The 15,398-nt window shown below is 61.1% G+C and carries 14 protein-coding genes, 2 pseudogenes and 1 riboswitch; of the genes and pseudogenes, 10 read left to right on the top strand and 6 right to left on the bottom strand.

All coding sequences use genetic code 11. The features are described from left to right. Window positions 1–155 precede the first annotated feature (155 nt). Window positions 156–1,151 (top strand): ArsR/SmtB family transcription factor, encoded by a 996-nt coding sequence (locus J3P92_RS02280; RefSeq protein WP_420764985.1) that lies wholly within the window; start codon window positions 156–158, stop codon window positions 1,149–1,151. Between the two features lie 19 nt (window positions 1,152–1,170). Beyond that, complete coding sequence (metK, locus tag J3P92_RS02275; protein ID WP_030137860.1) at window positions 1,171–2,361, top strand: methionine adenosyltransferase; 1,191 nt, start codon at window positions 1,171–1,173, stop codon at window positions 2,359–2,361. A gap of 75 nt (window positions 2,362–2,436) precedes the next feature. On the opposite strand, the gene J3P92_RS02270 is transcribed toward metK, so the two are convergent. Next, entirely contained in the window at window positions 2,437–3,057 is a 621-nt protein-coding gene (locus J3P92_RS02270; RefSeq protein WP_434649791.1) for a LysE family translocator, read from the bottom strand. 207 nt (window positions 3,058–3,264) lie between these two features. On the opposite strand from J3P92_RS02270, the gene ligB reads away from it, so the two are divergent. Then, window positions 3,265–4,938 carry an NAD-dependent DNA ligase LigB gene (gene ligB / locus J3P92_RS02265; protein WP_434649789.1) on the top strand — a complete coding sequence of 558 codons (1,674 nt, stop codon included), beginning with the start codon at window positions 3,265–3,267 and terminating at the stop codon, window positions 4,936–4,938. Between the two features lie 91 nt (window positions 4,939–5,029). Beyond that, window positions 5,030–5,425: a DUF1090 domain-containing protein gene (locus tag J3P92_RS02260; RefSeq protein WP_420764988.1), complete on the top strand. Its 396-nt coding sequence runs from the start codon at window positions 5,030–5,032 to the stop codon at window positions 5,423–5,425. A 69-nt stretch (window positions 5,426–5,494) separates the two neighbouring features. On the opposite strand, the gene J3P92_RS02255 is transcribed toward J3P92_RS02260, so the two are convergent. Then, complete coding sequence (locus J3P92_RS02255; protein WP_420764989.1) at window positions 5,495–5,944, bottom strand: c-type cytochrome; 450 nt, start codon at window positions 5,942–5,944, stop codon at window positions 5,495–5,497. Between the two features lie 123 nt (window positions 5,945–6,067). On the opposite strand from J3P92_RS02255, the gene mltA reads away from it, so the two are divergent. Further along, window positions 6,068–7,255, top strand: a complete 1,188-nt coding sequence (mltA, locus tag J3P92_RS02250; RefSeq protein WP_434561853.1) for a murein transglycosylase A — start codon at window positions 6,068–6,070, stop codon at window positions 7,253–7,255. Window positions 7,256–7,335: 80 nt separating this feature from the next. Here the strand turns inward: mltA and J3P92_RS02245 are convergent, their stop codons facing one another. Both J3P92_RS02245 and J3P92_RS02240 read right to left on the bottom strand, forming a co-directional pair. Continuing rightward, a complete protein-coding gene (locus J3P92_RS02245) occupies window positions 7,336–7,719 on the bottom strand; it encodes an MAPEG family protein (protein WP_420764991.1) in 384 nt (127 codons plus the stop codon). A 45-nt stretch (window positions 7,720–7,764) separates the two neighbouring features. Further along, a pseudogene (locus J3P92_RS02240) lies at window positions 7,765–7,863 on the bottom strand (EamA family transporter); the annotation flags it as partial. Window positions 7,864–8,053: 190 nt separating this feature from the next. Here J3P92_RS02240 and J3P92_RS02235 point away from each other — a divergent pair. Continuing rightward, window positions 8,054–9,223: an MFS transporter gene (locus tag J3P92_RS02235; protein WP_434561849.1), complete on the top strand. Its 1,170-nt coding sequence runs from the start codon at window positions 8,054–8,056 to the stop codon at window positions 9,221–9,223. On the opposite strand, the gene J3P92_RS02230 is transcribed toward J3P92_RS02235, so the two are convergent. Continuing rightward, window positions 9,174–10,058 (bottom strand): formate/nitrite transporter family protein, encoded by an 885-nt coding sequence (locus tag J3P92_RS02230; protein WP_434561847.1) that lies wholly within the window; start codon window positions 10,056–10,058, stop codon window positions 9,174–9,176. The genes J3P92_RS02235 and J3P92_RS02230 overlap by 50 nt on opposite strands. A gap of 91 nt (window positions 10,059–10,149) precedes the next feature. Beyond that, window positions 10,150–10,551 (bottom strand): acyl-CoA thioesterase, encoded by a 402-nt coding sequence (locus J3P92_RS02225; RefSeq protein ID WP_420764994.1) that lies wholly within the window; start codon window positions 10,549–10,551, stop codon window positions 10,150–10,152. Between the two features lie 189 nt (window positions 10,552–10,740). Then, a riboswitch (S-adenosyl-L-homocysteine riboswitch) is annotated at window positions 10,741–10,847 on the top strand. A gap of 23 nt (window positions 10,848–10,870) precedes the next feature. Between J3P92_RS02225 and ahcY the strand changes: the two genes are divergently transcribed. The 4 genes and pseudogenes from ahcY to J3P92_RS02205 all read left to right on the top strand — a co-directional run. After that, the gene (gene ahcY, locus J3P92_RS02220; RefSeq protein WP_420764995.1) at window positions 10,871–12,280 is read left to right on the top strand and encodes an adenosylhomocysteinase; all 1,410 of its coding nucleotides are present in this window, start codon (window positions 10,871–10,873) and stop codon (window positions 12,278–12,280) included. Between the two features lie 180 nt (window positions 12,281–12,460). Beyond that, a complete protein-coding gene (gene metF / locus J3P92_RS02215; protein WP_420764996.1) occupies window positions 12,461–13,306 on the top strand; it encodes a methylenetetrahydrofolate reductase [NAD(P)H] in 846 nt (281 codons plus the stop codon). Between the two features lie 81 nt (window positions 13,307–13,387). After that, window positions 13,388–14,470 carry a hypothetical protein gene (locus J3P92_RS02210; RefSeq protein ID WP_434649787.1) on the top strand — a complete coding sequence of 361 codons (1,083 nt, stop codon included), beginning with the start codon at window positions 13,388–13,390 and terminating at the stop codon, window positions 14,468–14,470. 55 nt (window positions 14,471–14,525) lie between these two features. Then, window positions 14,526–15,334: pseudogene (locus tag J3P92_RS02205) on the top strand (substrate-binding periplasmic protein); the annotation flags it as partial. Window positions 15,335–15,398 lie beyond the last annotated feature (64 nt).

The following is a 15,398-nucleotide window of genomic DNA, read 5'->3' as shown; positions in this document are numbered from 1 at the left end:
TTTGCGGCGGAGAAAGTCGCATCGGGCAGGTGAAACCTTTCCGCTGATGGTGGGTAGAGTCAAGCACACGCAAGGAAGTGCCATTTATCGAGCAATATCAAAACTTTTTGATATTGGCCTTGCGATGGACCAGGCCCGTCACTAGACTGCCGCCCATGAACTTACGCGTGCCTTCCATTCGCCATGATGACAGCGATGAGCTGGCGGCCCTTTGCAAGGCCGGCGGCGATCCGTTGCGGCTCAATGTATTGCGCGCCCTGGCGAACGACTCGTTCGGTGTATTGGAGCTGGCGCAGATCTTCGGCATTGGCCAGTCCGGCATGAGCCATCATCTCAAGGTCCTGGCCCAGGCCGACCTGGTGGCGACGCGGCGCGAAGGCAACGCGATCTTCTATCGGCGCGCCCTGCCCCACACCGAGCTTCTGGGTGGCAAGCTGCACGCCGCGCTGCTCGAAGAAGTGGACGAGCTGGACCTGCCGATGGAGGTACAGGACCGCATTGCCCAGGTCCACGGGCAACGCGCCGCCGCCAGCCAGGATTTTTTCGCACGAGTAGCAGAGAAATTTCGCGCCCAGCAGGACCTGATCGCCGGGCTGCCGCAATACCGTGACAGCGTCGTGGCACTGCTCGACAAGCTGAGCTTCGGCCCCTGTGCCACGGCGATGGAAGTCGGCCCCGGCGACGGCGCTTTCCTGCCGGAACTGGCGCGTCGCTTCAGCCAGGTGACAGCGTTGGACAACAGCCCGGCGATGCTCGAACTGGCCCGCCAGGTATGTGAGCGCGAGTCCCTGGCTAATGTCAGCCTGCAATTGGCCGATGCCCTGAACGGCGTGAGCCTGCGGGCCGATTGCGTTGTATTGAACATGGTGCTCCACCACTTTGCCGCACCGGCCGACGCGCTCAAGCACATGGCCAACCTGCTGCAACCGGGCGGTAGCCTGTTGGTGACAGAGTTATGCAGCCACAACCAGAGTTGGGCCAAGGAGGCCTGCGGTGATCTCTGGCTGGGGTTTGAACAGGACGATCTGGCCCGTTGGGCCACCGCTGCGGGCCTCGTGCCCGGGGAAAGCCTCTATGTAGGCTTACGTAATGGTTTCCAGATACAGGTCCGCCATTTTCAGCGGCCGGCTGGCGACACTCACCATCGGTAACTTGTAGGAAAACATCGAGATGAGCGAATACTCCCTTTTCACCTCCGAGTCCGTGTCTGAAGGGCATCCGGACAAAATCGCCGACCAGATTTCTGATGCGGTGCTGGACGCCATCATTGCTGAAGACAAGTTCGCCCGCGTGGCGTGCGAGACTCTGGTGAAAACGGGCGTGGCGATCATCGCCGGCGAAGTCACCACCTCGGCCTGGGTCGACCTGGAACAGATCGTTCGCGACGTGATCCTCGGCATTGGCTACAACAGCTCCGACGTCGGCTTCGACGGCGCGACCTGCGGCGTGATGAACATCATCGGCAAGCAGTCCCCGGACATCAACCAGGGCGTTGACCGCGCCAAGCCAGAAGACCAGGGCGCCGGCGACCAGGGCCTGATGTTCGGCTACGCCAGCAACGAAACCGACGTGTTGATGCCGGCTCCGATCACCTTCTCGCACCAGTTGGTCCAGCGTCAGGCCGAAGCCCGCAAATCCGGCCTGCTGCCTTGGCTGCGCCCGGATGCCAAGTCGCAAGTGACCTGCCGCTACGAAGGCGGCAAGGTCGTCGGCATCGATGCCGTCGTGCTGTCGACCCAGCACAACCCGGAAGTGTCCTACAAGGACCTGCGCGAAGGCGTGATGGAACTGATCGTCAAGCACGTGCTGCCTGCCGAACTGCTGTCCAAGGACACCCAGTTCCACATCAACCCGACCGGCCAGTTCATCATTGGCGGCCCGGTGGGCGACTGCGGCCTGACCGGTCGCAAGATCATCGTCGACAGCTACGGCGGCATGGCGCGTCACGGCGGCGGCGCGTTCTCCGGCAAGGACCCATCCAAGGTTGACCGTTCGGCGGCGTACGCCGGTCGTTATGTCGCCAAGAACATCGTCGCCGCCGGCCTGGCCGAGCGTTGCGAGATTCAGGTTTCCTACGCCATCGGCGTAGCCCAACCTACGTCCATCTCGCTGAATACCTTCGGCACCGGCAAGATCGGCGACGACAAGATCATCCAGCTGGTGCGTGAAGTGTTCGACCTGCGTCCATACGCGATCACCACTATGCTCGACCTGCTGCACCCGATGTACCAGGACACCGCAGCCTACGGCCACTTCGGTCGCACGCCGCAGACCAAGACCGTGGGCGACGACACCTTCACCACGTTCACCTGGGAAAAAACCGACCGCGCCGACGCCCTGCGCGCCGCTGCTGGCCTGTAATACGCGCTGCAATGAAAAAGCCCCTGGCGACTCGGTCGCCAGGGGCTTTTTTTGCGTTTTGACAAAGGGGTATTGCTACGTCCGCCGCGCCACCAGCAAGAACGAAGCAGCACTCGCCAGCAACGCCGCACACATCCGGTTGAACAAGCGCTTGCCGCTAGGCCGGGCAAACAATCGCCGCGCATAAATGCCCATGTAGCAATACAAGCCGATCGCCACGCATTCCAGGGCGAGGAACAGCCCGCCCAATACGGCGAACTGTTGAGTGACAGTGCCAGTACGATCAACGAACTGCGGCAGGAAAGCGGTAAATAAAAGAATCGCCTTGGGATTGCCGATTGCCACCAGAAATTCCTGGCGCGCCAGGCTGGCCATGCTCATCGAGTTGGTCGCCGCCTCGCTGCCGGCGTCAGGCTGCGCGCGCCATAACTGCACGGCGAGGTAAAAAAGATAGCCGGCGCCGACAAGCTTGATGCCCAGGAACAACAATTCCGAGGTGTGCAACACAGCCGTCAGCCCCACCGCCGCCAGGGCAATCATGATGGCAAAGGCCACCAATCGACCCACTCCGCCGCTGCACGCTCGGACGAACCCATAACGCGAGGCGTTACTGATCGATAGCAGGTTGTTCGGGCCCGGCGCCATGTTCAGCGCGAAGCAGGCAGGGATGAAGACAGCGAGCGTCGTCAGGTCCATCGTTTGCACTCCTGGCAGATCGGATCGAGCGCCCATTCTGCACCGGCCACCGACGGGTTCAAGGGACAGTTGCGCAGCCAGATCGACCCGGACTGTACCGTCGGCGATTCGCCTTCATTTCTTCGTAAAACCCGGTAACGCTCCAGGCCTCGCGCCTTTCACGGCAGCGGCTAGCCTTCGAGTACCTCATTTAGCAAGGATGCTTCGATGCTGCCGTTATTGCGCGTCTTCGCCTGTTATCTATCACTCGTGGCCCCGGCCATTGCTGCGCCGTGCCCCGATTGGCCCAAGGAGCGCGCCCAGGCGCAGGTCGACATCCTCCAGCGACAAGTCGACGCCTGGGACGATGCCTATCATCGCCTCGGCCGCGCCCTGGTGGCCGACGAGCTGTACGACCAGTCCCGCATGCAGCTGGAGCAATGGCGCCGTTGCCAGGGCCTAGCCCCCCTAGCCTCGTCCTTGCGAACGGCGGGCGGAAAAGTACCGCACCCTGTCGCTCATACGGGCCTGGATAAACTCCAGGATGCCAAAGCCGTGGGGAACTGGCTTGAAGGGCGATCGGACGTCTGGGTCCAGCCAAAGGTCGATGGTGTCGCGGTGACCCTTATCTATCAGGGTGGGCACCTGCAACAGGCAATCAGCCGCGGCGATGGCAACCACGGGCACGACTGGACTTCGAACGCCCACAAGATCGAGGCCATTCCCCGCCAGTTGCGTCAACCCACGGACCTGCTCGTTCAGGGCGAGTTGTATTGGCGGCTCGACGATCATGTACAAGCCACTCGTGGCGGACTCAATGCCCGATCGGCGGTGGCCGGGTTGATGGCCCGCAAAGACCTGCCCCCCGGCCAGGCATCAGGAATCGGCCTGTTTGTTTGGGACTGGCCCGAGGGCCCGGCGACCCTGCCCGAACGGATCGCCGCGCTGAACGAGCTGGGCTTTGCCGATACGACCGGCTACAGCCAGCCTGTCGAGGCATTGGCCGATGCCGAACACTGGCGCAACCACTGGTATCGCACGCCCCTGCCATTTGCCAGCGATGGAATCGTGCTGCGCCAGAGCCACCGCCCACCGGCCGACCGCTGGCAGGCCCGGGCGCCGTTCTGGAGCGTGGCCTGGAAGTACCCGTACGCCCAGGCCCTGGCGCAGGTACGCAAGGTGCGTTTCAAGATCGGCCGTACCGGGCGCATCACACCCGTGCTGGAGCTTGAGCCCGTGACGCTCGATGATCGCCAGATCCAGCGGGTAAGCGTCAGCTCGCTCAAGCGTTGGGAGCAGATGGACATCCGCCCCGGCGACCAGGTGGCCATCAGCCTGGCCGGGTTGACCATTCCACGGCTCGACAGCGTTGTACTGCGCAGCGTCGAGCGCCCGGACCTCGAGGTACCGATCGCCGCCAACTACCACTTCCTGAGTTGCTGGCAGCCGACGCCCGGTTGCGAAAGCCAGTTCCTTGCGCGCTTGAACTGGCTCAGTGGCAAACATGGGCTCGGCCTGCCCCATGTCGGCCCCGGCACCTGGGAAAAGCTGCTGGCCGCGGGTCGACTCGACGGATTACTGGATTGGTTGACCCTCGATGCCACGGAGCTTGCTAATATTGCCGGTTTCGGCGAGCGCAGCAGCGCCCGCCTGCTGGCCAGCCTGCACAGCGCACGGCAGCAGCCTTTTCGGCGATGGCTCAAGGCCCTTGGCCTGCCGCCCACTGCTGAGGCCAAGCTGGACGGATCGTGGCAGGCGCTGGCTGGGCGCAGCATTGAACAATGGCAAGCCGAAGCCGGTATCGGGCCGGGACGCGCCGCGCAACTGAGCGCTTTTTTTCGCGACCCGCAGGTGCTGGCCTTGAGAGAAACACTACACACCGCTGGCGTCGACGGTTTCTGATTCGACCCGGCGCGGTTGAACCCAAGGGGCGGACATGCGTTCCAACAGCGCATCTACACCGACCGCCCGAGAGCCTTTATACGGAGTTGCTATGAATTTCCTGTCCCCCGTTGCCCTGCTCGCCCTGTGCGGTGCCATGGCTTCGCCTTTGATGGCAACTGAGCAACCCCCGGAGCTGACCGGGTGCGCGGCAAAGCGCCAGGGCATCATCAACCAGATCGAACTGGCCAAGTCCCGAGGCAATTCGGCCCAGCAAGCCGGGCTCGAAACAGCGCTGAACGAAGTGACCACTCATTGCACGGACGCATCCTTGCGCAAGGAGCGGGAAAACAAGGTCCTCGAGGCCAAGCACGAGGTGAGTCGTCGCCAGGCCGACCTGGAAAAAGCCATGAAGAAAGGCGACGCGGAGCGAATCAACAAGCGTAAAGACAAACTGGCGGCTTCCCGCAAGGAATTGCAGGAAGCGGTGGATGAGTTGGATAAATAAGCGGCAAGCTGCAAGCTTCAAGCGGCAAGCTCAAAGCTCCATGCTTTGAAACTGCCCACTGCTTCACGATCAGTGATTGCGAAACTCTTTATGGCAGGCACTGCACGCATCTTCGACTTTCTGCACCGCCGGCCCCAGGTTGCTGGCCCTGTAAGGCTGGACCTTGCTGGCCGTCACCAATTCACCGGTGGCCGCCTCAAGATTGCGGGCCAGTTCCTGAAAGCGCGCCTGCTTTTGCCAAACCTCATCCGTGGCGCTGGTGTGGTCTTCTTCACGAACCGGCGGGAAGTGCTTCCAAGGTTCGTGAGACAGTTGGTCCAGCTTTACCGCGCCGTCGGCAAAACGCACGCCGTCGAACGGAACACGGCCGCGCAGCATGCCGCCCAGTTCTTCACTGGTCTTGAGCATCTGTTTGAAAATCGCCTTGCGCTGGCCCAGGGGAGAGTTGGGATCGACGCCACCGCAGCCGGATAACATCAGGCAGGCCAGCACAGCCATGGAAAATCGTCTTACAAACATCTTTGCCTCGGGACAGGAAACGGCCGTTAGTATCCCCGGGTCGCCAGAAAAGACCAATGGCCCTATCAACAATACGGGTTGTCCAGTGCGCGAAGGCACCCGACGATTGCAAAGGAAACCTTCATGAATAGCCGCTTCAAGTCATGGCACAAAAACCTGGCGCTGACACTGCCGTTGATCGTGCTGCTGGCCGGCTGCAACCGCGGCGAAAAGGTCGAAGAACCCAAGACTCACGCCCTTGCCACTTACGTCAACGCACCTTGGGAAGCGTTGCCGCCGGTGTCCGATGAGGACTTGCTGGCCGGCTTCGGCTCCTGGCGCAGCGCGTGCGTCCGGCTCAAGGCGGACGCGAGCTGGGGCCCAACCTGCGCGGCAGCGGTGAATGTGCCGCAGACCCCACAGGATGTTCGCAACTTCCTCAAGCAGACCCTGGATGTCTATGGTCTGCGTTCGGGGGACAACAGCCCCAACGGCCTGATTACCGGCTACTACGAACCGGTCTATCCCGGCAGCCTCACCCAGACTGCCACCGCCAACGTGCCAGTCTACGGTGTACCGGAGGACATGATCATTGTGTCGCTGGACAGCATTTATCCCGAGCTCAAGGGCAAACGCCTGCGCGGCCGTCTCGAAGGCCGGGTGCTCAAGCCGTATGACGACGCCGCCACCATCGAGAACAGCGGGGTGAAGGCGCCTGTCATCGCCTGGCTGACAGATCCGATGAACCTGCAATTCCTGCAAATCCAGGGCTCGGGGCGCATCCGTCTCGATGATGGCCGCCAACTGCGCATCGGTTATGCCGACCAGAACGGCCACCCGTATCGCCCCATTGGCCGCTGGCTGGTTGAGCAGGGCGAGCTGAAAAAAGAAGACGTGACCATGGGCACCATCAGTGCCTGGGCCAAGGCCCACCCGAACCGTATTCCCGAATTGCTGGCCAGCAATCCGAGCTACGTATTCTTCAACCGCAACCCCGACAGCAATGAAGGCCCGCGAGGCTCGCTGAACGTCCCTTTGACCGCGGGCTACAGCGTGGCCGTGGACCGCAAGGTAATTCCCTTGGGCAGTCTGTTGTGGCTGTCCACGACTCGACCCGACGGCAGCGCTTTGAACCGCCCCGTTGCAGCACAGGACACGGGAGGTGCGATTACCGGCGAAGTGCGTGCGGACCTGTTCTGGGGCACGGGCGAGGCCGCCGGGCAATTGGCGGGGGATATGAAGCAACAAGGCCAGATCTGGATGCTGTGGCCCAAGGGGATGGCGTTGCCTCAGGTGCCGCAGGTGGCGAATGCGGTCAGCGCCAATCCTTGAAGGACGTGTTTATTGTCCCGGCCCCATCGCGAGCTTGCTCGCGAGAGGCCGGCAAAAACACCGAAACGCCAAAGCCGGGTTCAAGCCGAAACGAAGAAGAAACTCGCCACCAACCCTACCCCCACGAACCATACCAGCGAACGCAAGACTGCCCAGTCGGCCAAATAGCAAATGATGTAGAGCAGGCGGCTGGTGATGAACAACACAGCCAGGACGTTGATGGTCACCAGTTCGGCATTGCCGGCCAGGTGCGCAACGATCACGGCGGCGGCAAAGAACGGAGCGATTTCGAAACTGTTCAGTTGCGCGGCGTAGGCGCGCCGGGGAGCACCTTCGAGTGAGTCGAGAAAGTCCCGGGGATCGTGGTTATCTTGCAGCCTATATTTCCCGCCTGCCTTGGCGATGCCGATACACAGGTAAGGCAGGAGAAAAGCGATCAAAACACACCACAGGGCAACCGTCATATCGCATTTTCCTTTATTAGTTTTAGAGATTCGAAGGCAAGCATCTCAGGATTTCATCACCAGCATGCCAACCTGCACCAGCCCGCAGGCTAAGAGTCGCTGCCAGCCGAAAGGTTCTTTCAGGCAGTGCATGCCTAAGAACACGCGCTCCATTACGCCTGCAGAATAGACTCGCGATCCGTTAGCAGCCGTTTATACTGCACTCGACCACGCCGCACTCAGTTGCGCATAGACCAATTCCAATAATTCTGCCGCCGCCTCGTTCGTCCGAACCAAGGCGTCGGCATGCGTATGCCTGATCCGAGCGTCAAGACTATAGACAGAGACCTTGCGCATGCCACTCGCCTTGCTTGCTTTGGCCGTTGCCGCTTTTGGCATCGGCACGACCGAATTCGTCATCATGGGCTTGCTGCCCGACGTCGCCCGAGACCTGGCCGTGAGTATTCCTCACGCCGGGTTGCTGATTACCGGTTATGCCCTGGGGGTTGTGTTCGGCGCGCCGATCCTGGCGATCGGCACCGCGAACATGCCGCGCAAGGCCACGCTGCTGGGAATGACCCTGATGTTCATTCTGGGCAACGTGCTCTGCGCCCTGGCGCCGAACTACACCACCCTCATGGCCGCCCGGGTCATCACCGCGTTATGCCACGGGGCGTTTTTTGGTATCGGCTCGGTGGTGGCGGCCGGGTTGGTGGCGCCGAACAAACGAGCCCAGGCGATCGCGATGATGTTCACCGGCCTGACCTTGGCGAATGTCCTGGGCGTGCCGCTGGGTACGGCCTTGGGCCAATATGCCGGCTGGCGGTCGACGTTCTGGGCTGTGTCGGTGATCGGTGTGATCGCGGCCATCGCCCAGTGGGTCTGGCTGCCCAAGGAAATCCCGATGGACAAGGCCAACCTCGCCAGCGAGTTCAAGGTATTGGGCAAGGCCAACGTATTGTTGGCCCTGGGCATGAGCGTGCTGGCCTCCACCAGCCTGTTCAGCGTATTCACCTACATCGCGCCGATCCTGCAGGACATCACCGGCGTCAGCCCTCACGGCGTCACCGTCATGCTATTGCTATTCGGGGTCGGCCTGACGGCGGGCAGTTTCCTCGGTGGACGCCTGGCCGACCGGCGCTTGCTGCCATCCCTGGTGGGCATGGCGCTGGCCGTGGTGCTGGTGCTCGCCGCCTTCAGCCAGACCAGCCGATCGGTGATCCCGGCGGCGATTACCCTGGTGCTGTGGGGCGTCTTTGCCTTCGCCCTTTGTCCGATCCTGCAACTGCTGATCATTGACCAGGCCCATGAGGCCCCGAACCTCGGCTCGACCCTGAACCAGAGCGCGTTCAACCTTGGCAATGCCGCCGGCGCGTGGATCGGCGGCCTGGTCGTCGCCAGCGGGGCCGACCTTGCGGATCTGCCGTGGACCGGCGCCCTGGTTGGCGGGCTGACCGTACTGGCCGCGCTTTACTTTATTTTTCGGCAGCGTCGCTTGGGCGCCGTGGCACGCCTTGCCGACTGAGGGGCGTATTGGTCTCGCTGCGCACTTGGGCGTGGCTGATCAGCGCGAAGATGAAACTGCCGCCAATAATGTTCCCCGCCAACGTCGGTGCGGCGAACACCATCCAGAAGTCTTCCCACGACAGCTGGCCGGCAAACACCAGGTAAGACACCTCGGCCGAGCCGACGACGATGTGGGTGAAATCCCCAAGCGCCATGAGGTAAGTGATCAGCACGATGATCCACATCTTGGCGCTTTCCATGGACGGGATCATCCAGACCATGGTGGCGATCATCCAGCCGGAGATGATGCCCTTGGCGAACATCTGGCCCGTGTCGTTTTCCATGACCTTGCGACCGATATCGAGAAAGGCCAGGTCGGTGCGCTGGTCAAAAATCGGTAGATGCAGCATCACGTAGGCCACCAGCAGCGTGCCGCAGAGGTTACCCACCAGCACCACGCTCCATAGCCGGAACAACCGGCCGAAGTTGCCCAGTGTCGGCTTGCTCATGATCGGCAGCACAGCGGTCAGGGTATTTTCGGTAAACAATTGCTGGCGCGCGAGGATCACCGCCAGGAAGCCCGCGCAATAGCCGAGGCTGGCGATCACCTTGAAACCTTCATGATCCGGCAACCGCGAGTTGAGCAGCCCCATCGCCATCAGCGACAGCCCCATGGTCAACCCGGCCGCAAGGGCCGACCACCACAGCGCCGCCACGCTGCGCTCCAATTCCTGGTCACCCTGGGTGCGGATGATTTCATGCAACACCGCGGCGCGAGGCGGCTGGTTGCGGTCGACTTCGTGCTGCTCCTCTGCCGAGAGATCAGGGGTCTTGCCGTCTTTATGAGTGTCCATACAGCTCCTGAACCGGTGGCGTGATGTAGCTACGACACGCGGCGTACGGAGCTGTTCAGTGGTGCCCGCAAATGAGAGGCATATCGCCATCCTATTCGATGGCATCGTCCTGGAATTGATCCTTGACGTACTTGATCTCGGTCCGGCCATGGGGGGCGGGCAAGCCGTCTTCGCCAAGATTGACGAAGACCATTTTTTCCACCGTCAGGATGCTTTTGCGGGTGATCTTGTTGCGCACTTCGCAGGTGAGGGTGATGGAGGTACGACCAAACTCCGTGGCGGTGATACCCAGTTCGATGATGTCGCCCTGGCGCGAAGCGCTGACAAAATTGATTTCGGAGATGTACTTGGTGACCACGCGCTGGTTGCCCAGCTGGACGATGGCATAGATGGCCGCCTCTTCGTCGATCCAGCGCAACAGGCTGCCACCGAACAGCGTGCCATTGGGATTGAGGTCTTCGGGCTTGACCCATTTGCGGGTGTGGAAATTCATGATCACTCCTGGACGTCTGGCCGATGAATGCCCGCATCATGGCAGACCGTGCAGATCCGCTCTACGCCGCGGCGCCTATAACGATCATCGGCAATTTTGATTTGCCGACAGAAACCCTTTGGAAGATCCGCTTAGCCCGTTATAATCGCCCCGCTTTACCCGGCCCACCCTTTGGTCCGGTCCCGCCACCTGTCCGAGGGGCGCTGCAGCAGGCTCGACCTGTCAGGCTCGGATGGGGCGTTGCTTGTACGGGGCTCCCCGCACAGGCACTAAACGCACAACGGCGCCCATTCGCATACATTACGAATGGAGGCTCTTGATGAGCGCTGTTATCACGCCTGCTGCTTTTACCGACTACAAAGTCGCCGACATGTCCCTGGCTGACTGGGGCCGTCGCGAAATCATCATCGCCGAATCCGAAATGCCAGCCCTGATGGGCCTGCGTCGCAAATACTCTGGCGAACAGCCATTGAAGGGCGCGAAGATCCTCGGCTGCATCCATATGACCATCCAGACCGCCGTGCTGATCGAGACCCTGGTTGCACTGGGTGCCGAAGTGCGCTGGTCCTCCTGCAACATCTTCTCGACCCAGGACCAGGCTGCCGCCGCCATTGCCGCTGCCGGCATCCCGGTCTTCGCCTGGAAAGGCGAGACCGAGCAAGAGTACGAGTGGTGCCTGGAGCAGACCATCCTCAAGGATGGCCAGCCATGGGACACCAACATGATTCTTGACGACGGTGGCGACCTGACCGAGCTGCTGCACAAGAAGTACCCGGCCGTGCTGGACAAGGTCCATGGCGTGACCGAAGAAACCACCACTGGCGTACACCGCCTGCTGGACATGCTGGCCAAGGGCGAGCTGAAAATCCCGGCCATCAACGTCAACGACTCGGTGACCAAGAGCAAGAACGACAACAAGTACGGCTGCCGCCACAGCCTCAACGACGCCATCAAGCGCGGCACCGACCACTTGCTGTCCGGCAAGCAGGCCCTGGTGATCGGCTACGGTGACGTGGGCAAGGGCTCGGCCCAGTCCCTGCGTCAGGAAGGCATGATCGTCAAGGTGTCCGAAGTCGACCCAATCTGCGCCATGCAAGCCTGCATGGACGGCTTCGAACTGGTTTCGCCGTTCATCGACGGGATCAACGACGGCACCGAAGCCAGCATCGACAAAGCCCTGCTGGGCAAGATCGACCTGATCGTGACCACCACCGGCAACGTCAATGTCTGCGATGCCAACATGCTCAAGGCTTTGAAGAAGCGCGCCGTGGTCTGCAACATCGGCCACTTCGACAATGAGATCGACACCGCTTTCATGCGCAAGAACTGGGCATGGGAAGAAGTGAAGCCACAGGTCCACAAGGTTCACCGCACCGGCACTGGCAGCTTCGATCCGCAGAACGATGACTACCTGATCCTGCTGGCCGAAGGCCGCCTGGTCAACCTGGGCAACGCCACCGGCCACCCAAGCCGCATCATGGATGGCTCGTTCGCCAACCAGGTCCTGGCCCAGATCTTCCTGTTCGGCCAGAAATACGCCGACCTGCCACCGGCCCAGAAAGCCGAGCGCCTGACTGTGGAAGTACTGCCGAAAAAACTCGACGAAGAAGTGGCCCTGGAAATGGTCCGCGGTTTCGGCGGCGTGGTCACCAAGCTGACCAAGCAACAGGCTGACTACATCGGCGTTACCGTCGAAGGCCCGTTCAAGCCGCACGCTTACCGTTACTGATCGGCGCCCCCCTTCCGGGGGGATGCACTTTTGTAGGAGCGAGCCTGCTCGCGATCGACGTCGCCTCGGTCTGACACTCCGATCGAGGTGCCTGCATCGCGAGCAGGCTCGCTCCCACACTGGCCCGCCTCCACAGGGCTCTGCAAGCCTCACGGCCTACGAGTTTCCAAGGATATGACCATGTCCCAAGACCGTCGCTACAGCTTCGAATTCTTCCCGACGAAGACCGATGCTGGGCATGAAAAGCTGATCGCCACTGCCCGCCAGCTGGCAAGCTACAACCCTGATTTTTTCTCCTGCACCTACGGCGCTGGCGGTTCGACCCGCGACCGCACGATGAACACCGTGTTGCAGCTCGAAAGCGAAGTCAAAGTCCCCGCCGCGCCACACCTTTCTTGCGTGGGCGACAGCAAGGACGACCTGCGCAGCCTGCTGACCCAATACAAGGCAGCCGGCATCAAGCGCATCGTTGCCCTGCGCGGCGACCTTCCGTCGGGCATGGGCATGGCCAGCGGAGAGCTGCGCCACGCCAATGAACTGGTTGAATTCATTCGCGAGGAAACCGGCGAGCACTTCCACATCGAAATCGCCGCTTATCCGGAGATGCACCCGCAGGCGCGCAATTTTGAGGATGACCTGCACAACTTCGTGCGCAAGGCCAACGCCGGCGCCAACAGCGCGATCACCCAGTATTTCTTCAATGCCGACAGCTATTTCTACTTTGTCGAGCGTGTTCGCCAGATGGGTGTGGACATTCCCGTGGTTCCGGGAATCATGCCAATCACCAACTACAGCAAGCTGGCGCGTTTCTCGGACGCCTGCGGCGCGGAAATCCCGCGCTGGATCCGCAAGCAGCTGGAAGCCTATGGTGACGACACCGCCAGCATCCAGCGCTTCGGCGAAGAGGTCATCACGCAAATGTGTGAGCGTTTGTTACAAGGCGGCGCACCGGGGCTGCATTTCTATACCCTGAACCAGGCCGAGCCTAGCCTAGCGGTATGGAACAATCTCAAACTGCCGCGTTAATGACTTAATGCAGTGGTACAAAAGGGCCCTGGCAAAAACCAGGGCCTTTTTCTTTAAAAAAAGGACATCAGGAGCAACTCGATGCCGAATGGTCAAAGGTCGACGACCCCACAACTTATCTATTTGGTCTATGGGGCCGAGACCTATCACCAGGAAGCGGTGTTCAGTATCGCCAGCGCCTTGGCGGGCCTGCGGGAGACCCCCGATGAGGCATTGGACATCCAAGTGTTCACCGACAATGCCGCGCTCTACGTGGATTTGCCCGTTCGAGTGCGCCACCTGGACAACGAAACGCGCCAAGGGTGGATCGCTCCCCACGGCTATCATTTCCGCGCCAAGCACGTGGTCATGCGGAAGGTGCTCGAGGAAAGCGACCTGGCATTGCTGATCGACACGGACACCTTCTTCCATTGCTCGCCGATCGAGCTGTTCAAGCGGATCGAGCCGGGCACACTGTTGTGCAATGCCGTCGGCATGAACTATGGCGCCAACAAGGATGCCGGGCTTTACCTGACCCTCGCCCAGCCCTTGGCTCAACGAGAACTGGCCGACGACAACATGCCGCTACTCAATTCCGGCGTGATTGGCCTGTACGCAGTCGATGCGGCAATCCTCGATCACTCCATTGCGCTGATGGACGAATTTTATCCGTTGGCCCAAGGAGCCTATACCCTGGAAGAGTTCTGCCTCTCGGTGGCGGCCTATCGCAAGGTCAAGGTGCGTGAATGTCCAGACCTGATCCACCACTACTGGAGCCGCAAGCAGCTGTTTCGGGCCAAGACCAAGGCCTGGTATGACAAACACCGCGCAGCCCCCGTGGGCCAACATGCCCTGGATGAAACGCGGCAAGTCACTGCCATACTACCGCGCCCACCTACCTTCCAGCGCCTGGCCTACAAATTCATTACCGTGGCGTTGCCCGGTCACAAACGTCAGTTCATGCGCGAGATCCTGTACGGCTGCTATCGCCATACCAATCCATTCGACCAGGCGTGCGGCCCGGTCTGGTGGGAAAAGGCCCTGGAGAACGTCGAGCACCGGTTGAAGAAGCCTTTGGAAGACCATGAGCTCAAACATTGGCTCAGCCATCCCGTGATTCGCCTGGTGCTGGGTAAACGCCGAGAAGCCATCTATCGACACCTGATGCAGACAAAGAGCAACTGAGCCACGTGCTAGAGCGCTCTAGCTATTTGATGAGTTCTCGTCGTAACCTCCGGTCATGCCCGTAATCCTCCCGTTGCTGACAGCCCTCCTTCTCTCGTGCCTGAGCGTTGCCGCCCAGGCCGAGAAGTTGCGCATTGTCACCGAACCCTGGGCACCTTATGTCTACGAGGAAAACGGCAAGACCCTTGGCCTGGACTATGAAACCACGGCCATTGTGTTCAAACGCCTGGGCATCGATGTGGAATGGCAACTGCTGCCGTGGAAGCGCTGCCTGGCCATGCTGGAGCAAGGTTTGGCGGACGGCGCGCTCGACATATTCCACAGCGACGAGCGCGATGCCCTTCTGCTATACCCCAGCGAACCGCTGTCGGAGGTGGAATTCGTCATGTTCTACGCCAACGCCCGCCCCCACCCTTTTCGCACGCTCGACGACCTGGACGGGCTGACCGTCGGCACGTCGCCCGGTTATCTGTATAGCCAGGCGTTCAGGGAATCGAGCCGATTCAAACGGGAAGCGGCTCCGACCCACGAAGCCAACTTCGGCAAGTTACAGCTGGGCCGCATCGACCTGCTCATCACCGACCGTCGTGTAGGCCGACACGCCGTCAAGGCGCTTCAACTGGACAACCAGATCACAGAGAATCCCACCGTGGTGAGCCGCCAGAGCCAATACCTGGCGGTACGACGCAAGGCGGGCATGGACTTGCTCGTGCAACGCTTCGGCGCCGAGCTCAAGCGTTTCAAGCATGAACCGGCCTATGCCGAGCTGAGTGCTCGTTATGGCGCTGCTCCGGCGGCCAAGGCGGCTGGGCACAACGCGGTGTCACGCTGAAATGCACCGTTGAGCAGCAGGAAAGCAGCGCAGGGCGATTGCTCTGTTATACTCCGGCCTTCCCGCCAGGCTCACGCCCGGACGCCCGGTCTTGCA

Origin of the sequence: Pseudomonas sp. D3-27, from assembly GCF_051132165.1 — a bacterium.
Lineage (GTDB): Bacteria > Pseudomonadota > Gammaproteobacteria > Pseudomonadales > Pseudomonadaceae > Aquipseudomonas.
This window is presented reverse-complemented; position numbering and strand designations above follow the sequence as displayed.

Excerpts from the sequence above, each read along its gene's own strand:
- metF (WP_420764996.1), top strand. The coding sequence starts at position 12,461 with ATGTCCCAAGACCGTCGCTACAGCTTCGAATTCTTCCCGACGAAGACC.
- mltA (WP_434561853.1), top strand. The coding sequence starts at position 6,068 with ATGAATAGCCGCTTCAAGTCATGGCACAAAAACCTGGCGCTGACACTG.
- J3P92_RS02225 (WP_420764994.1), bottom strand. The coding sequence starts at position 10,551 with ATGAATTTCCACACCCGCAAATGGGTCAAGCCCGAAGACCTCAATCCC.
- J3P92_RS02280 (WP_420764985.1), top strand. The coding sequence starts at position 156 with ATGAACTTACGCGTGCCTTCCATTCGCCATGATGACAGCGATGAGCTG.
- J3P92_RS02245 (WP_420764991.1), bottom strand. The coding sequence starts at position 7,719 with ATGACGGTTGCCCTGTGGTGTGTTTTGATCGCTTTTCTCCTGCCTTAC.
- J3P92_RS02260 (WP_420764988.1), top strand. The coding sequence starts at position 5,030 with ATGAATTTCCTGTCCCCCGTTGCCCTGCTCGCCCTGTGCGGTGCCATG.
- metK (WP_030137860.1), top strand. The coding sequence starts at position 1,171 with ATGAGCGAATACTCCCTTTTCACCTCCGAGTCCGTGTCTGAAGGGCAT.
- J3P92_RS02230 (WP_434561847.1), bottom strand. The coding sequence starts at position 10,058 with ATGGACACTCATAAAGACGGCAAGACCCCTGATCTCTCGGCAGAGGAG.
- J3P92_RS02255 (WP_420764989.1), bottom strand. The coding sequence starts at position 5,944 with ATGTTTGTAAGACGATTTTCCATGGCTGTGCTGGCCTGCCTGATGTTA.
- J3P92_RS02235 (WP_434561849.1), top strand. The coding sequence starts at position 8,054 with ATGCCACTCGCCTTGCTTGCTTTGGCCGTTGCCGCTTTTGGCATCGGC.
- ahcY (WP_420764995.1), top strand. The coding sequence starts at position 10,871 with ATGAGCGCTGTTATCACGCCTGCTGCTTTTACCGACTACAAAGTCGCC.
- ligB (WP_434649789.1), top strand. The coding sequence starts at position 3,265 with ATGCTGCCGTTATTGCGCGTCTTCGCCTGTTATCTATCACTCGTGGCC.
- J3P92_RS02210 (WP_434649787.1), top strand. The coding sequence starts at position 13,388 with ATGCCGAATGGTCAAAGGTCGACGACCCCACAACTTATCTATTTGGTC.
- J3P92_RS02270 (WP_434649791.1), bottom strand. The coding sequence starts at position 3,057 with ATGGACCTGACGACGCTCGCTGTCTTCATCCCTGCCTGCTTCGCGCTG.